Origin of the sequence: Collinsella sp. AM13-34 (genome assembly GCF_003473055.1) — a bacterium.
Classification (GTDB): Bacteria; Actinomycetota; Coriobacteriia; order Coriobacteriales; family Coriobacteriaceae; genus Collinsella.
On the sequence record NZ_QRLE01000003.1, the window covers coordinates 17,383 to 32,504 of the forward strand.

A 15,122-nucleotide genomic window follows, 5' to 3' on the forward strand; every position below is an offset into this window, starting at 1 on the left:
CTCAACGCCAGTACAAGGCCTCATGCAAAGTTTTGCATGAGGCCTTTTCGTGCAGACTTTTGCATGTCATACTGATATGCAAAAGTCTACATGTTGGAGATCGCCATGGATACCCTTCCCATCACCACACCACGCCAAGCTGGCATCTATGTGCGTCAGGCACGCGAGTCGCAGGAAATCACCCGTGCGGCCCTCGCTAAAAAAGCCGGCGTTTCGGAGCGCCTGCTCGCATCGCTCGAGCTAGGAGACGCCACGGGTATTCGGCTCGACAAGTTGCTGTCCGTCTTTAATGCACTCGGCATAGGTCTCTTTGCGCAAAGCGATAACGACTCCATCGCATCGCCCTCCGAACATCCGACGACGAAAGCGGACCTCCCTATCGCGAACTCGAATGCCCTGCCAAAGCCAAGCGTAGGCAGACGACCCGCTCGACAGGGAACGCCATCTTCCTATGGTGCCTTGCTGGCCCAAATCGCAGCCGAGCAAGGCCTTTCCGGCACTTCAGGCCTCTCCTTTGGCTGTAAGGTTGTGAAATAAATGGCAGAGATGGAGCTTGCAACCCTCATTTGTGGCGAAATCGCAGGCACTCTCCGGCAAGACAAGCATGGACTCTGCAGCTTTGTATACGCCCCAACCTATCGCGGAGCACCGCTATCGCTAACAATGCCGCTTTCCAATCGCACGTATGGCCATAACATCGTCCGCCCGTTCCTATTTGGCCTTTTGCCCGACAGTCAAGAGCAGCGTCGCGCTATTGCCGCCGAGTATGACGTTGCATCCAACAACCCCGTCGCCCTCTTGTGCCATATCGGTCTTGACTGCGCAGGGGCCGTTCAGTTTTGTCGAACCGATCAATTAGGCGCCGCCCGCGGCAGGGTCTCGGCATACCGCCCGCTTACCAATTCTCAAATCGCTCACAAGCTCAAAGCAATTCGCGATGACGAAAGAGAGACATGGATGGGCTCCAACGAAAGCTGGTCCCTGGGCGGCAACCAAGGCAAATTTGCACTAGCTTGGCATGATGGCCAATGGTGCGAATGTCTAGGGTCATCCCCCACTACCCATATCTTCAAAAATGGTGTCGTTGGGTTCAAACATCAGGCCTTAAACGAATTCGTCTGCATGAAAACGGCTCGGCGTGTTGGCATTCCAACTGCCAACGTCTCCTATTGCACATTTGAAGACGAAGCCGCGCTCGTCGTTGAACGGTACGACAGAATGGTCAATAGCAGCGGAAATATCGAAAGGCTGCATCAGGAGGACTTTTGCCAGGCGCTCGGTGTATTGCCAAGCCAGAAATACACCGCCGACGGAGGACCAACCACACGAGACATCCAAGAACGACTGATTAACACAGTCCCCCACCACATGAATCTTGTGCTTTTTACCTATATGTTGTTCTATAACGCCATTATCGGAGCGCCTGACGCACACGCTAAAAACTACTCGCTCATCCTAGGTAAAGGCACAAACGCAGCGCTCGCACCCATGTACGATGTCGCATCGGGCTTGGCGTACGAGCGTATGCGCCGCCGGGCGCGCCTTGCCATGAGCGTTGGCGGCGAAAATCGAGTGGGGCGCATCGGTCCAGGCGCTATCCGCCGATACCACGGTATGGGCGACCCCGCGCTGGAGGCGGCGCTCACCGATGCCGGGCTATCCGAGAAGTTTTGCTTTGCGACCATGATGGACCTCGCCTACGAGGTGCCCATTTGCATGGAAGAGATCATGGACGAATACGCCGACCTGCCCGGCATGGCGGACCTGCGCGAGCACATGCTCGGCCCCGTCCGCGAAAACTGCCAGCGCACCCTCGACCTCATCAAGGCGGATATGGGCTAGGCGCCAATCAATCCACATTTCTTAAAAGAAGAGGGGGGCACCCGTCGCAAAAGTTCGGATGCCCCCTCTCGTAATGTCATTTGCAATCCGCTAGCACGTGGCTCGAACTGCTGCTAGCGCGACCCTTACGCGGCAAGGCGCTTGAGGACGTCGATGAGCAGCTCGTAGAAGCGCTCGGCAGAAGCGAGCTCCATGCTCTCGTCCGGGGTGTGGACATCGGAGAGCGTCGGGCCCACGGCGATGGCGTCCAGGCCGTGCAGGGCCTCAGCAAACAGGCCGCACTCAAGGCCAGCGTGAATGGACTCGATGCGCAGCTCGGAGCCAAAGAGCTCGCGATAGCTCTCGACAAAAACGTCGCGGATCGGCGAATGCTCGGCATAGCTCCAGCCGGGATACTCGAACTCGAACTTGGCGTCGAAGCCCAAGACATCGGCCAGCGTCTGCAGGCGGTCCTTGAACTCGTTCTGCAGCGAGGTGATCGAGGAGCGCGGGGACAGCATGATCTTGACCTGGTCGTCGGAAGTGGCGACCACGCCGATGTTGGAGGAAACCTCGACGGAGCCGTCAGTGGCGACGTTGCGGCGAATCACGCCGTTAGGGGCAAGACGCAGGGCGCGGATGAGGGCAAGCGCGGACTTCTGATCCATGGCCTCGACCTCGGCGTCGTCGGCAATCTCGACGGTGCAGGTAAAGCCGGGGTCGAAGACCTCGAGCTCGGCAGTGACGTCGGCGATGATGTCCTTTGCGATCTGGGCCGCGGCCTCGGCGGCAGCGTGGTCGGCGTAAACCAGCTCGGCCTTGCACTCACGGTTGATGGCGTTGTCCTTAGTGCCGCCGTTAAAGCTAACGATGGCGGGCTCGCCGGCGACCATCAGGCGGTCGATGATGCGGGCCATGATGAGGTTGCCGTTGCCGCGCTCCAGGTTGATATCGTTGCCGGAATGACCACCCAGTAGGCCGGAGATGTCGAGCGTGAGGGTGCTGCCGGTCTTGTGCTCGCGCACGATGGGGCAGGTGTAGGTAACAACGACGCCGCCAGCGCAGCTGACGGTGGCAACGCCCTCTTCCTCGGAGTCAAGGTTAATCATGGTGCGGGCGCTAATCTGGGACTTGTCGAGCGTCTCGGCGCCGACCAGGCCAGTCTCCTCGTCGGTGGTGAATACGCACTCGAGGGCGGGGTGAACGATCGAATCGTCGTTGAGCACAGTAAGCATCAGAGCGACAGCAATACCGTTGTCGGCGCCCAGGGTGGTGCCGTTAGCGGTGAGGACGCCGTCCTTCACGACCAGGTCGATACCGTCGGTCGTAAAGTCGTGCTCAACAGAGCCCAACTTGTCGCACACCATATCGATGTGGCCCTGCAGCATCACAGTCGGGGCATTCTCGGCGCCGGCAGAAGCGGGCTTGCGAATGATGACGTTGTAGACCTCGTCCTGGTACACATCGAGGCCGCGCTCCTTGGCAAACGCAACCAGGAAATCGCTGATGCCCTTCTCGTTGCCAGACCCACGGGGGATCGCGCTGACCTCCTCAAAGAAATGGAACAGCTGGGCGGGCTCGTAGCCGGTGATCTTGTAATCCATGGTGCCTCCTTGGCGCAACTGGTTAGACAGTAAGACATGCGCCTTGTATATTCCCAGACTTTGCGTGCATAAACCAGTCGAAAACGCCGAGCGCCCTCGCATCATCGGCTAACGGTGGGGAGACGCCACTTTATTAAGATAAAGCAGGTTAGACGGGCCGCGCCGAAGGGACGTTGGACCCTTCAACCAACCTCAACGCTTGATCAACGTTTATGCATACGCCATTGACATGTTTAATGAGATCTACTTTGAACGAAGGGGGCTTTCCAACAGAAAAAGGGCGCTCCTTTGGAACGCCCTCGTGGACACAAGGTTTTGTTACGCCCTACAGCGCGCCAGAACCGGCTTGCATCATGCCGCCGGGGCCCGAGGTCACGCCGCCGCTCACGGGCGCGGCGCTGCCAGTGTGCGGTGCCGCCGGGGTGGTATCGCCACCGAGCGTACCTGCCGGACGCGGTGCCGGAATCTCGCCCGTGCCGTGGCTAAAGACAAACTTGCCATCGGCCACGTCGCACAGGACGGTATCGCCCTCGCCCCACTCGCCGGCCAGAAGTTCCTCGGACAGCGGGTCCTCGATGAGCTTTTGAATAGCACGGCGCAGCGGACGCGCACCGTTGGTGAGGTCGGTGCCCTCGGCCACGATCTTGTCATAGGCCGCATCGGTGAGCTTGATGTTCATGCCGTTGGCAATCAGACGCTGGCGCAGGTCGTCCACCAGCAGGTGCGCGATCTTGGTGAGATTCTCGCCCGAGAGCTTCTGGAACACCACGATGTCGTCGATGCGGTTGAGCAGCTCGGGGCGGAACAGGCGCTTGAGCTCGCCCATCGCGCGGCCGCGGATCTCACTCGACGTGAGACCCTGCTCGCCGGTGGTGCCAAAGCCCACGCTCGCATCCTGCGCAATCTCGCGGGCGCCCACATTGGACGTCATGATGATCACGGTGTTGCGGAAGTCGACCGTCTTGCCCTGGCTATCGGTCAGGCGGCCCTCCTCCAGCACCTGCAGCAAGATGTTGAAGATATCGGGGTGCGCCTTCTCGATCTCGTCGAACAGCACGACCGAGTACGGGTGGCGACGAACGGCCTTGGTGAGCTGGCCGCCCTCGTCGTGACCGACGTAGCCCGGAGGGCTACCGATGAGCTTGGAGACCTCGAACTCGCTACCGAACTCGGACATGTCGAAGCTGATGAGCGCGTCCTTGCTGCCAAAGAGATACTCGGCGAGCGTCTTGGCGAGCTCGGTCTTGCCCGTGCCGGTGGGACCCAGGAAGATAAAGCTGCCGCCGGGACGACGCGGGTCCTTGAGCGGCGAGCGGCTGCGGCGCACGGCCTTGGCGACGGCCTCGACGGCCTCGTCCTGGCCGATGATGCGCGTCTTGAGCACGCTTTCGGTCTGCAGCAGGCGCCGGCTCTCGCTCTCGGTAAGCGAGGATACCGGCACGCCCGAAGTCACGGACACGATATCGGCGATCTGACTCACATCGATGGTGAGCGGGCTGGCGTCGAGCTCGGCGGTCCAGGCAGCCTTGGCCTCGGCGAGTTCAATCTCGGCAGCCTTCTGCTGCTCGGTGATCTCGGCGGCCTTGTTCATGTCGTCGCTCTCGGTGGCCTCCTGCGCGGCGGCCTTGAGCTCCTCTATGCGATGCTCGGCCTCGCGCACCGGCTCGGGCGCGCGGTTGGCGGCGATTCGGGCGCGGGCACCGGCCTCGTCAATGAGGTCGATGGCCTTATCGGGCAGGAAGCGATCCTGAATGTAGCGGTTGGAAAGGTTCGCGGCGGCCTCGATAGCACCCTGCGTATAGCGCACATGGTGGTGCTCCTCGTAGCGCGGCTTGAGCGCGGTCAGGATCTTGACCGTGTCCTCGACGCTCGGCTCCTCGACATCGATGGTCTGGAAGCGACGCTCGAAGGCCGGGTCCTTGGTGAGGTACTTGCGGAACTCCTCGGCCGTGGTGGCGCCGATAATCTGGAAGGCACCGCGCGCGAGCACGGGCTTGAGCATGGAGCTCGCGTCGATGGAGCCCTCGGCAGAACCGGCACCGATGATGGTGTGCATCTCATCGATAAACAAGATGACGTCGTCGGCCTCGGTTGCCTCCTGGATCACGTTCTTGAGGCGCTCCTCGAACTCACCGCGATACTTGGCGCCCGCAACGAGACCCGGCAGGTCGAGCGTCCAGATATTCTGGTTCATGAGGTTCTCGGGCACGTTGCCGGCAGCAATCTGTTGCGCCAGTCCCTCGACGATGGCCGTTTTGCCCACGCCGGGATCGCCCAGGATAAGCGGATTGTTCTTGGTGCGGCGCGAAAGGATCTCCATCATGCGCTGAACTTCCTTTTCGCGGCCAATCACGGGATCGAGCTCGCCGTCGCGCGCCTTTTGCGTGAGGTTGGTGGCGAACTGCTTGAGCGTGTCGGTGCCGCTCCCCTTTTGCTGAGAGGCATCCGAGCCGCTAAAGAACGGCAGGCCCGCACCGGGACGACCAGCGCCAGCGCCAGCGAGCGGACGCTTCTTGTCCTGATCCTTGGCAGTGAGCTTTTCGATGGCCTTTTTAATGGAAGCAGACGACACGCCCAGGCGCATGAGGATGTCCATGGCCATGCCGTTGCCTTCTTCGACGATGCCGATCAGCAAGTGCTCGGTCGAAACGTAGGTCTGGTTGTTCTCGCGTGCCACGCGGAAGGAGCGTTCCATCACGCTGATGACGAGCGGCGTAAAGGCGAGCTTGGCAGCCTCGGTCTCCTCGCTGGGCTCGGGAACCGTGGTCTGGACCTCTTTGAGGGTATCCATGACGTCATCGTAGGAGATATCGAGCGAACGCAGTGCCTCGGCGGCAATACCCTCGTCCTCCTTAGCGAGCGCAAGCAGCAGGTGCTCGGTGCCCACCTTATTTGAGTGCAGATCGAGCGCCTCTTGCTTGGCCATGGACATGACCTTGCGCGCGCGATCGGTAAAACGGTCTAACATGCTAGTTCCTCTTAGACGAGCTAGTTTTTTTCAAACGCAAAGCGCCGCCCCGCGGCAGCGCTTTGGTCTCTTTACCCATATGGAGTATATGTTAACCGTTGGGACCTTTCCCGCCCGTAGCCGCGCGACAACGTCTACAAAAAAGGAATTGCCAGGTGCGTCTGCATCGGCCCAACGAGCGTGGATTTTCGGACACCCATTCCACGAACGTGGATAATCTCCCGTTTTGAGCCCGTAAACAAGCCAAAAACGGGAGATTTTCCACGTTCATGTTTTGCGGATCAGTTTCATTTGCACCAATTAGCTGGTGTGGCGCCAGCGAGGGTCGGTGAGCGTACGCGCCACACCCAGGCCAACGGGCAAAAACGCCACGATGAGCACTGCACGCACAAACCAGCCGAGCATATTGACCGTGTCGAATGTGCACATGTAATACATCGAGCGATACAGATACAAGCCCGGCACCATAATGACAATCGATGGCACCGTGAGGGCGATACGTGGGTAGGTGAGCTTGATTTCGGCTAAGCTCGCGAGCAGCCCCGATACCAGCGCGCCAATAAACGCTGCCGCCTCGGGAGGCATACCTACGCTCAGGCCCAGGAAGGGAAACAGCGCCGGCGCATCGACGAGCGTAAGGCGCAAGGTATTGGACACGGCGCCGATCAGCCCAGCTGCCGCGGCCATCTTTACCGGGCTGTTGAACATCACCGAGAAGCCGAATACGCCAACGAAGCTCATCACCACGCGCAGGAGCGTAAGGGCAAGCGGCGAAAGGCCGAGCGGAGCAAAATCATCCGGTGCCAGCCCCACACACTCGGCAACCATCCAGCCCACAAGGGTCGCCATCACAATAATCGACACGGCATACGAAAGACGCTCAATGCCGCTTCGCATATCGAGCTTAGCGATGTCGAGGCCTGCCGTAATGAGGGGAAAGCCGGGAATCACAAAGAGCATGGCGCCGATATAGCCTTCTTGGTGCGACATTGCCCCCGGTACGACCTGGCCAAGGCCGAGCAATGCCAGCAGATACGAAACGCAAGCGAGCGCAACGCCAATCGTCAGCGCGCTAAACTGGCCAAGACCCTGCTTGAGAATATGAGAGCGAGCAAAGTTGCCAACACCAGCGCCTACGAATGCGCAGGCCATCTCGATAGGGCCGCCGCCGAGCAAAAAGACGAAGGCGCCGCAAGCACAAGCTGCCGCAAGGCCCTGTTGCCAGGGAGAGTAATCGGGTTTTGAACTCTCAACGGTCTTGAGCATCTCGTGGTATTCGTGCACGGTAAACCGGCGCCCATACGTCTCGATTTCCTTTAGGAAGCTCTCCATCATCCAAATGCGATGGGTATTGACTCCCGTTGTGGGCAGGCTGACAACCTCGTTAAAGCAGTGGCCATCTTCGATGCAGGTGCACTCAAACGACAGAAGACTTAAGTCAACGTGGACGGTGACACCGAGTACGGCGGCAACGCGATTCATGGTATCGCGTACACGCCAGGCACCCGTTCCGCTCGCGAGCATAAGCATACCGGTGCGGCAGATGATGGATGACTTATCGGTGAGCGGCGCATCGACGGCAAGCTCATCGCCTGCCGTCACGATCTGGTGCCAGTCTGTTTTCATATGGAGTGCGCCGGCACGAACACCGTGGTGCATGGGGGCTCTCGAAAGCAGCGGGTCAAGGCGCGAAGACTGTGGGGGCTCCGTTGATTCGTCCTCAACCTCATCAGTCTCTTCATCGACCAGATCAAATGAGTCAAGCGATGCCGGCTCGCGACAATCGATTAGCTCCTCATCCTCATCGTCAAAGTAATTGAACTGATCGAGCATGTCCTCTTCGATTGCACGCTCGCTCGCATCGTCCATACAGACGCCCCCTTCCTGCCGACTAACTCCCATCCTAGGCAGCGACGGCTAAAGGAAACATAAAAGAGACAACTGTCATGTGAGTCATGTACGCAATAGCCGTTAGGTAGTCGTTGGGGACGTTCTTGAATGGCTAGTCGTTTAAGAACGTCCCTAAGTGCCAACCAAGGCAACGCCGCAGGTAGAGGACGGACAGCGAGCGACGTCCAGGGCGAACAAGTTGGCATGAAAAAGGCAAGACATAGACCTTCTGGTCATGCCTTACCTTTTGAATGACAAATTGTCGCCCTGGGCGGCGCGCAGCGTCGAGCCGTTACGCGGTTCGTAGAACCGCGTAACTAGTTAGCACATCTTTGCGCCGGCGGGGATGGAAGCGTCGAGCTGAATCAGATTGAGGCGCTCCTCGCCCTCCTCCTCGTGAATAGCGCTGATCAGCATGCCGCAGCTGGGAATGCCCATCATCTTGCGCGGAGGAAGGTTGGTGATGGCGAGCAGGGTCTTGCCGACCAAGTCCTCGGGCTCATAGTATTCATGGATGCCGGAAAGGATGGTGCGGTCGGTACCGGTACCGTCGTCGAGCGTAAAGTTCAGCAGCTTCTTGGACTTCTTGACGGCCTCGCATGCCTTGACCTTCACGGCGCGGAAGTCGCTCTTGGAGAAGGTATCAAAGTCGACGAACTCCTCAAACAGCGGCTCGACGGCAATCTTGGAATAATCAACCGTGGGCTTGAGCGGCTTGACGAAGGGGCTCGCGGCGTTGCCGGCCTCGGCAGCCTTGGCGGCAGCGGCACCGGACTGGAAACCCTTCTCGGGCTTCATGTGCGGGAACAGCAGCACGTCGCGGATGGAAGCCTGGTTGGTGAGCAGCATGACCACGCGGTCGATGCCGATGCCGATGCCGCCCGCGGGAGGCATACCGTACTCGAGGGCGCGCACGTAGTCCTCGTCATACTCCATGGCCTCGTCGTCGCCGCCGGCCTTCTCGGCCATCTGGGCAGCAAAGCGCTCAGCCTGGTCGACCGGGTCGTTGAGCTCGGAGAACGCGTTGGCGTACTCGTGACCGGCAATAACCAGCTCAAAGCGGTGCGTCAGACGCGGGTCGTCCTCAAAGCGCTTGGCAAGCGGGCTGACCTCGATGGGGTAATCGCACACGAACGTGGGGTTGACGATGGTGTCCTCGCCCAGCTCATCGTAAATCTCGGCGATAATCTTGCCGGCGGTCCACTCGGGCTTAATCTCCAGGCCCTTCTCGCGCGCGGCGGCAGCAAGCTCCTCGACCGGCGTGTCAATGGTGACCTGCTTGCCGAGCACGTCGGAGACGATGTCGGTCATGGGACGGCTGGCCCACTCACCAGAAAGGTCGATGGTCTGGCCCTGGTACTCGATGACCTCGGGGTTGCCGATGGCCTTGTTAGCCGCCTTAATGACACCCTGGGCGAGCGCCTTCATACCCTCGAGGTCGGAGAAGGCACGGTAGGCCTCCATCGTGGTGAACTCGGGATTGTGGGTAAGGTCCATGCCCTCGTTACGGAAGATACGGCCGATCTCGAACACGCGCTCAAAACCACCGACGATGCAGCGCTTGAGGTGCAGCTCGGTGGCAATACGCAGGTAGCACTCCTGATCGAGCGCGTTGAAGTGGGTAATGAACGGCTTGGCCGTGGCACCACCCTGGATGGTCTGCAGGATGGGGGTCTCGACCTCCATGTAGCCGTCGGACTCCATAAAGCGACGGAAGGTGGAGAGAATCTGCGAACGCTTACGGAAGGTCTCGCGAACGTCGTCGTTGGCGATCAGGTCGACATAGCGCTGGCGATAGCGGGTCTCCTTGTCGGAAAGACCGTGGAACTTCTCGGGCAGCGGACGAACGGCCTTGGAAAGCAGGGTCGCGCTCTTAGGGGCAACGGAAAGCTGGCCGCGCTGGGTGCGCACAACCACGCCGGTCACGCCCAAGATGTCGCCCAGGTCGAGGGACTTGAGCGTATTCCAGGCAGCCTCGTCCATGTCGTTGATGCGGCAGAACAGCTGAATCTCGGCAGTCGCATCGCGCACGACGATGAACATGATCTTGCCCTGACCGCGCTTGGCGACCACGCGGCCGGCGATCTTCACGACGTCCTCGGTGTCCTCGCCATCGGCAAGCTCGGCGTACTTAGCCTCGATATCGGCAACGTAGTCCTCAAGCTCAGAGTGCTCGGGATAGGGGTTCTGGCCCGCCTCGAACAGGGCGGCGCGCTTGGCCAGGCGGGTGGCGCGCTCGTCGTTGAGCGTCGATGCCTGATCTGCGGCGTTCTGGTTCTCTGCCATAAGTTAGCTCCTCAAACTAAAACGCTCCCCAGGATTCGGTCCCAGGGAGCGAAAACATACCTTTACGCGGGACCGTGGTCTAGCGTGCAATCTTGGCGATGGTGTAGACGCGAGTCTTGCCGGAAGGCGTAACGACCTCGACGGAGTCGCCCTCGCCGTGACCGATGATGGCGTGGCCGACCGGAGACTCGTTGGAAATCTTGTGCTCGAGCGAGTTGGTCTCGGTGGTACCGACGAGCGTGACTTCCATGACCTCACCGTTGGGATCAATCAGAGAAACGGTGGAACCGATGGAGACGGTCAGATCACCTGTGGTGGCAGCAACCTGAGCGTTGGCAAGGATGGCCTGGATCTCGGCAATACGAGCGGCGTTCTGGGCCTGCTTGTCCTTGGCGGCATCGTACTCGGAGTTCTCCGAAAGGTCGCCGAACGCGCGGGCTTCCTTGATGTCCTCGACGATCTCCTTGGCGTAATCGCCCTCACGCCAAGCGAGCTCCTCGACGAGCTTCTGGCGGCCCTCAGCGGTCAGTACGATCTGGCTTGCGTCCATACGGATATCTCCCCAACTCTGATCAAACAATCAACTGTCAACAAAACGAAAAAGACCGGCTAGCCTGCGGGCAAGCCGGTCAGGTGCTCACCCCAAAGGGATGGGACTACTCTGCGTCCGCGTCGCTGTCCTCTGCCTGCTTCTTCTTGGCAGCAGCGAGCTTGGCCTCGAGCTCAGCGATCTCCTTGTCCTCCTCGGACTGCTCGACCACGACCTCCTCGGCCTGCTTGGTCTCGGCCTTATCGTCGCCCTCCATACCCTCGCGGATATTCTTGACGGTAGAGCCGAGGGACTTGCCGAGCTTCGGCAGGTTCTTGGGCCCGAAGATAATCAGGACAACGACGAGAATAATGATGAGCTCAGGAGCCCTCAGTCCAAACATGTAGACCTCCACAATACAGCGAGACAAGCTCGAATGAGTATACCGCGGGTATCGCGGTATCACAACAATAGCTAAAAAAAGGGACCGCAAGAAGCGGTCCCTCCTCATGCTCTGGTCGGGTTGACTGGATTTGAACCAGCGACCCCTGCGTCCCGAACGCAGTGCTCTACCAAACTGAGCCACAACCCGTTAGCTCGACTATAGTAACAAAGATTTCCGTCGTGTGCTAGAGAAATTTTTACTTCTTTGGCACTTCGATGCGAACCGTGTTGGGAATGAGCTCCGTCGCGCAGGACCACCAGCCGTTTTGCAGGGCAGCGTCGGCAAGCCTTTCGGCCGTGGCGGCGGTGTCGCAAATGGCAAATGAGCAGGCACCCGATCCGCACACATCTACAGCAACGGTGCCGTCCTGTTTACGCAGCCAATCGAGAACCATTTGAATCTGCGGCTCCATCTGTGCGGAAATGACACCTAGGTTGTTATGGATGAGCGCATATGCCGTCTCGGCATCACCAGCATGCAAGGCAGAAGCTATCGCGCCGGGCTTGTCTGCAGGCACCGGAGCCTCGTCAAAACGTCGATAGGCTTCAATTGTTGAAACGCTTGCCTCGCGCGGCTTGACCAGCACGACGGGCGTCGCGGGTAGTGCGGGGTACTCGGTGGCCAGCACGTCTCCCCCACCCACGTAAAATGCTGGGCTGGCATGCAAAAAGAAGGGAACGTCAGCACCAATACCCCGCGCAATGTCGTCGAGCGCGGGGTCGGTGCGATCAATTCCCCAGAGCTCCGCCAAGGCGACAATGACCGCGGCCGCATCCGTCGAGGGGCCGCCCAAGCCGGCGCACAATGGAATGCGCTTCTCAATCGTCACGCAGATGTTTGCCTCGCGACCATAATGCTCGGCCATAGCAACCGCAGCCCGATACGCCGTATTCTTTTGCATGGGAAAATCTGATGCCGGAACCGTCTGGACGGTCAGCGCCTGCGCCGGCGCGACCGTCACGGAATCGGAAAGACCGACGGCTGCCATCAGGGAATCGACCCTGTGGTAGCCGCGGTCATCGCGCTCGGTATGAACCCCCAGGTAGAGGTTAATCTTTGCCGGCGCGGAAAGAGTCAGGGACCGATCGGTCACCGTTAGTGCTCCTCGAGCTGATTGCCGAGCGGGGTAAAAATGTGCTCACCGCTCTCGGGGTCGAACAGCTCGACCTGCCCGGTGAGGACATCGATATACTGGTAGGACTGACGCGACTTGCGGCCGCGACGTTCGTCAACCTCGACGATAAAGACGGCGGGGTGGACGCTCTTGATGGTGCCCATGCGCTCGACGACGCGGGTGCGGCCCATGTTGGCCTTCACCTTGACGCGATCGCCCACCATATCGGTCAGCTTCTCGTGGATGTCGTCGACGTGATTGACTTCCATCTCTTCCATGAACAGGGCCTCCAGAAGGTGCAATTCAAAAAGGGGATAATACCCCTAAGATAGACAAAACTCTAATACTATAGCACCCTGCTGCCGCCATATGCAAGTAGCTAAATAAACCCCGTCCCAAATACGTACCAGACGACAACCTCGCATGACCAGTTGTTACGCGGTTTGGTAAAACCGCGTAACCTAAAGGTTGTCCGTGTCCAAGACGATGGTGAATGGGCCGTCGTTGACCAAGTCGACTTTCATATCGGCGCCAAAGATGCCGTGCGCCACGTGTTCGACATCTTGACGAACGAGCGTCAGGAAGTACTCGTAGAGCTCGTTGGCAACATCGGGCGCGCCTGCATCGGTAAACGACGGACGGCGACCGTGGCGGCAGTCAGCGAACAGCGTGAACTGCGACACCACGAGCACCTCGCCGTCGACATCGGCAAGTGCCAGGTTGGTCTTGCCGTTCTCGTCCTCGTTGATGCGCAAGCCCCGGAGCTTGCCCCACAGCTTATCGGCCTCGGCGCGCGTGTCGCCGTGGCCCACGCCCAGCAGCACCAGATAGCCGCGCCCAATTTTGCCCACGCACTCGCCGTCGACCGTCACGCCGGCGTTGAGTACGCGCTGCACCACCGCACGCACGGCCTACTCCTCGCCCGTCAGTTTGGCGGACAGATGCTCGAGCGCGTGGAAACGATGGCTGATGGCGTTCTTCTCGTCCGCCGTCAGCTCGGCCATGGTCTTGCCCGGCGTGTCGACCGGCAGGAATAGCGGGTCATAGCCAAAGCCGTGATCGCCGCGGCCCTCGTGTGCGATAACGCCCTCGCAGGCGCCCTCGCCATAGGTGACCAGACCATCCGTGTCGATAAGCGCAACGACGCTCATAAAGCGCGCGGTGCGGTCCTCGTCCGCCACGCCTTCCAGGTTAACGAGAAGCTTGGCGTTGTTGGCGGCATCGTCTCCGTGCACGCCCGCATAGCGCGCGCTATACACGCCCGGCTCGCCGTCAAGCGCGTCGACGACCAAGCCCGAATCGTCGGCAATGGCCATGAGCCCCGTCTCTTCGACGGCAGCCTGCGCCTTGATGATGGCGTTCTCCAAAAACGTCGTGCCGTTTTCCTCGGGGTCCTCAAAATCGCCCAGCTGGCCGAGCGCCACAAAGCGAACCTCGGGCATGACCTTGCCCAAAATGGCCTCGATCTCGGTGAGCTTATGGGCGTTGCCCGTTGCCACGACAATGGTCGCCGCCGGGTCGAGGGTGTCGATGTCGATCTTCTCAAGTGCCATGAGTGGTCTCCTTGTCTCTATAGCAATGCCGCGCCGAGGGCAACGAGGGCCTCCGCCTCTCCCCTCTCAATCAACGGCAGTCTTATACTTCGACGTTTTCCCAGATAAAACCTGCCAAAATAAACCTGTCCCTTTTTGGCAGGTTAGGCGAGGGCCTGGCGCTGGAGCTCGATGAGCTCGGCGATGCCTTTGTCGCCCAGGTCGAGCAGGGCGTTGAGGCGCTTACGGTCAAAGGGCGCCTGCTCGCCGGTGCCCTGGAGCTCGATCATCTCACCGGTGTCGGTGGCGACGAGGTTCATGTCGACTTCGGCATGGCTGTCCTCGGAATAATCGAGGTCAAGCAGCGTATTGCCGTCGACAACGCCCATAGAGATGGCAGCAACCTGGCCCGTGAGCGGGATGCGCTCGATCTTGCCGGCCTCGACCCACATAGCAAGGGCGTCGTGCAGCGCCACCCAGGCACCGGTAATGCTCGCCGTACGCGTGCCGCCATCCGCCTGGATCACATCGCAGTCGACGGTAACGGTGTACTCGCCGAGCGCCTTCATGTTGACGACGGTACGCAGGCTGCGGCCAATGAGGCGCTCAATCTCCATGGAGCGGCCCTTGCGGTTGGCGTGCTCGCGCTTGCAGCGCTTGCCGGTCGATGCCGGCAGCATGGCATACTCTGCGGTTACCCAACCGGCCTTGGCACCCTTGCGCCAGCCCGGCACGCCCTCCTCGATGGTGGCGGCACAAAGCACGCGCGTGTCACCGAACTCGGCAAAACACGAGCCGTGGGCGTGCTTCATGACGCCACGGGTGAGCTTAACGGGGCGCAACTCGTTGGCGGCGCGACCGTTGGCGCGGTTGACCTGCATGTACTCCATAGAAAAATCCTTTCGGCAAAAGGTGTGGCGAAGGCTCTGACGG

At 60.0% G+C, this 15,122-nt stretch carries 13 protein-coding genes and 1 tRNA gene; 2 read left to right on the top strand and 12 right to left on the bottom strand.

The features are described from left to right. The first annotated feature begins 105 nt into the window (after positions 1-105). The gene (locus tag DW151_RS01460) at positions 106-537 is read left to right on the top strand and encodes a helix-turn-helix domain-containing protein (protein WP_117775884.1); all 432 of its coding nucleotides are present in this window, start codon (positions 106-108) and stop codon (positions 535-537) included. Continuing rightward, the gene (locus DW151_RS01465) at positions 538-1,842 is read left to right on the top strand and encodes a type II toxin-antitoxin system HipA family toxin (protein ID WP_118334095.1); all 1,305 of its coding nucleotides are present in this window, start codon (positions 538-540) and stop codon (positions 1,840-1,842) included. A gap of 125 nt (positions 1,843-1,967) precedes the next feature. Here the strand turns inward: DW151_RS01465 and DW151_RS01470 are convergent, their stop codons facing one another. The 12 genes from DW151_RS01470 to rph form a co-directional block, all read right to left on the bottom strand. Continuing rightward, on the bottom strand, positions 1,968-3,425 hold the full coding sequence (locus DW151_RS01470; protein WP_118334097.1) for an aminoacyl-histidine dipeptidase: 1,458 nt from the start codon (positions 3,423-3,425) through the stop codon (positions 1,968-1,970). 325 nt (positions 3,426-3,750) lie between these two features. Continuing rightward, entirely contained in the window at positions 3,751-6,393 is a 2,643-nt protein-coding gene (locus DW151_RS01475) for an ATP-dependent Clp protease ATP-binding subunit (RefSeq protein ID WP_118334099.1), read from the bottom strand. A gap of 300 nt (positions 6,394-6,693) precedes the next feature. Then, positions 6,694-8,262, bottom strand: coding sequence for a threonine/serine exporter ThrE family protein (locus DW151_RS01480; RefSeq protein WP_233543279.1), 1,569 nt, complete (start codon positions 8,260-8,262; stop codon positions 6,694-6,696). Positions 8,263-8,604: 342 nt separating this feature from the next. Beyond that, positions 8,605-10,569, bottom strand: coding sequence for a lysine--tRNA ligase (gene lysS, locus DW151_RS01485; protein ID WP_118334102.1), 1,965 nt, complete (start codon positions 10,567-10,569; stop codon positions 8,605-8,607). Between the two features lie 79 nt (positions 10,570-10,648). Next, a complete protein-coding gene (gene greA / locus DW151_RS01490) occupies positions 10,649-11,119 on the bottom strand; it encodes a transcription elongation factor GreA (protein WP_006234960.1) in 471 nt (156 codons plus the stop codon). 106 nt (positions 11,120-11,225) lie between these two features. Continuing rightward, positions 11,226-11,501, bottom strand: coding sequence for a twin-arginine translocase TatA/TatE family subunit (tatA, locus tag DW151_RS01495; RefSeq protein WP_022094895.1), 276 nt, complete (start codon positions 11,499-11,501; stop codon positions 11,226-11,228). Positions 11,502-11,613: 112 nt separating this feature from the next. After that, positions 11,614-11,690, bottom strand: a tRNA-Pro gene (locus DW151_RS01500). A gap of 49 nt (positions 11,691-11,739) precedes the next feature. After that, positions 11,740-12,636: a 4-(cytidine 5'-diphospho)-2-C-methyl-D-erythritol kinase gene (gene ispE / locus DW151_RS01505; protein WP_118334104.1), complete on the bottom strand. Its 897-nt coding sequence runs from the start codon at positions 12,634-12,636 to the stop codon at positions 11,740-11,742. Between the two features lie 2 nt (positions 12,637-12,638). Beyond that, positions 12,639-12,935 carry a Veg family protein gene (locus tag DW151_RS01510; protein ID WP_006234957.1) on the bottom strand — a complete coding sequence of 99 codons (297 nt, stop codon included), beginning with the start codon at positions 12,933-12,935 and terminating at the stop codon, positions 12,639-12,641. 183 nt (positions 12,936-13,118) lie between these two features. Continuing rightward, a complete protein-coding gene (dtd, locus tag DW151_RS01515; RefSeq protein ID WP_089572532.1) occupies positions 13,119-13,565 on the bottom strand; it encodes a D-aminoacyl-tRNA deacylase in 447 nt (148 codons plus the stop codon). A gap of 3 nt (positions 13,566-13,568) precedes the next feature. Further along, positions 13,569-14,210 (bottom strand): RdgB/HAM1 family non-canonical purine NTP pyrophosphatase, encoded by a 642-nt coding sequence (rdgB, locus tag DW151_RS01520; protein WP_022094898.1) that lies wholly within the window; start codon positions 14,208-14,210, stop codon positions 13,569-13,571. Between the two features lie 143 nt (positions 14,211-14,353). Next, positions 14,354-15,079 (bottom strand): ribonuclease PH, encoded by a 726-nt coding sequence (rph, locus tag DW151_RS01525; protein ID WP_117758663.1) that lies wholly within the window; start codon positions 15,077-15,079, stop codon positions 14,354-14,356. Between the last annotated feature and the right edge of the window lie 43 nt (positions 15,080-15,122).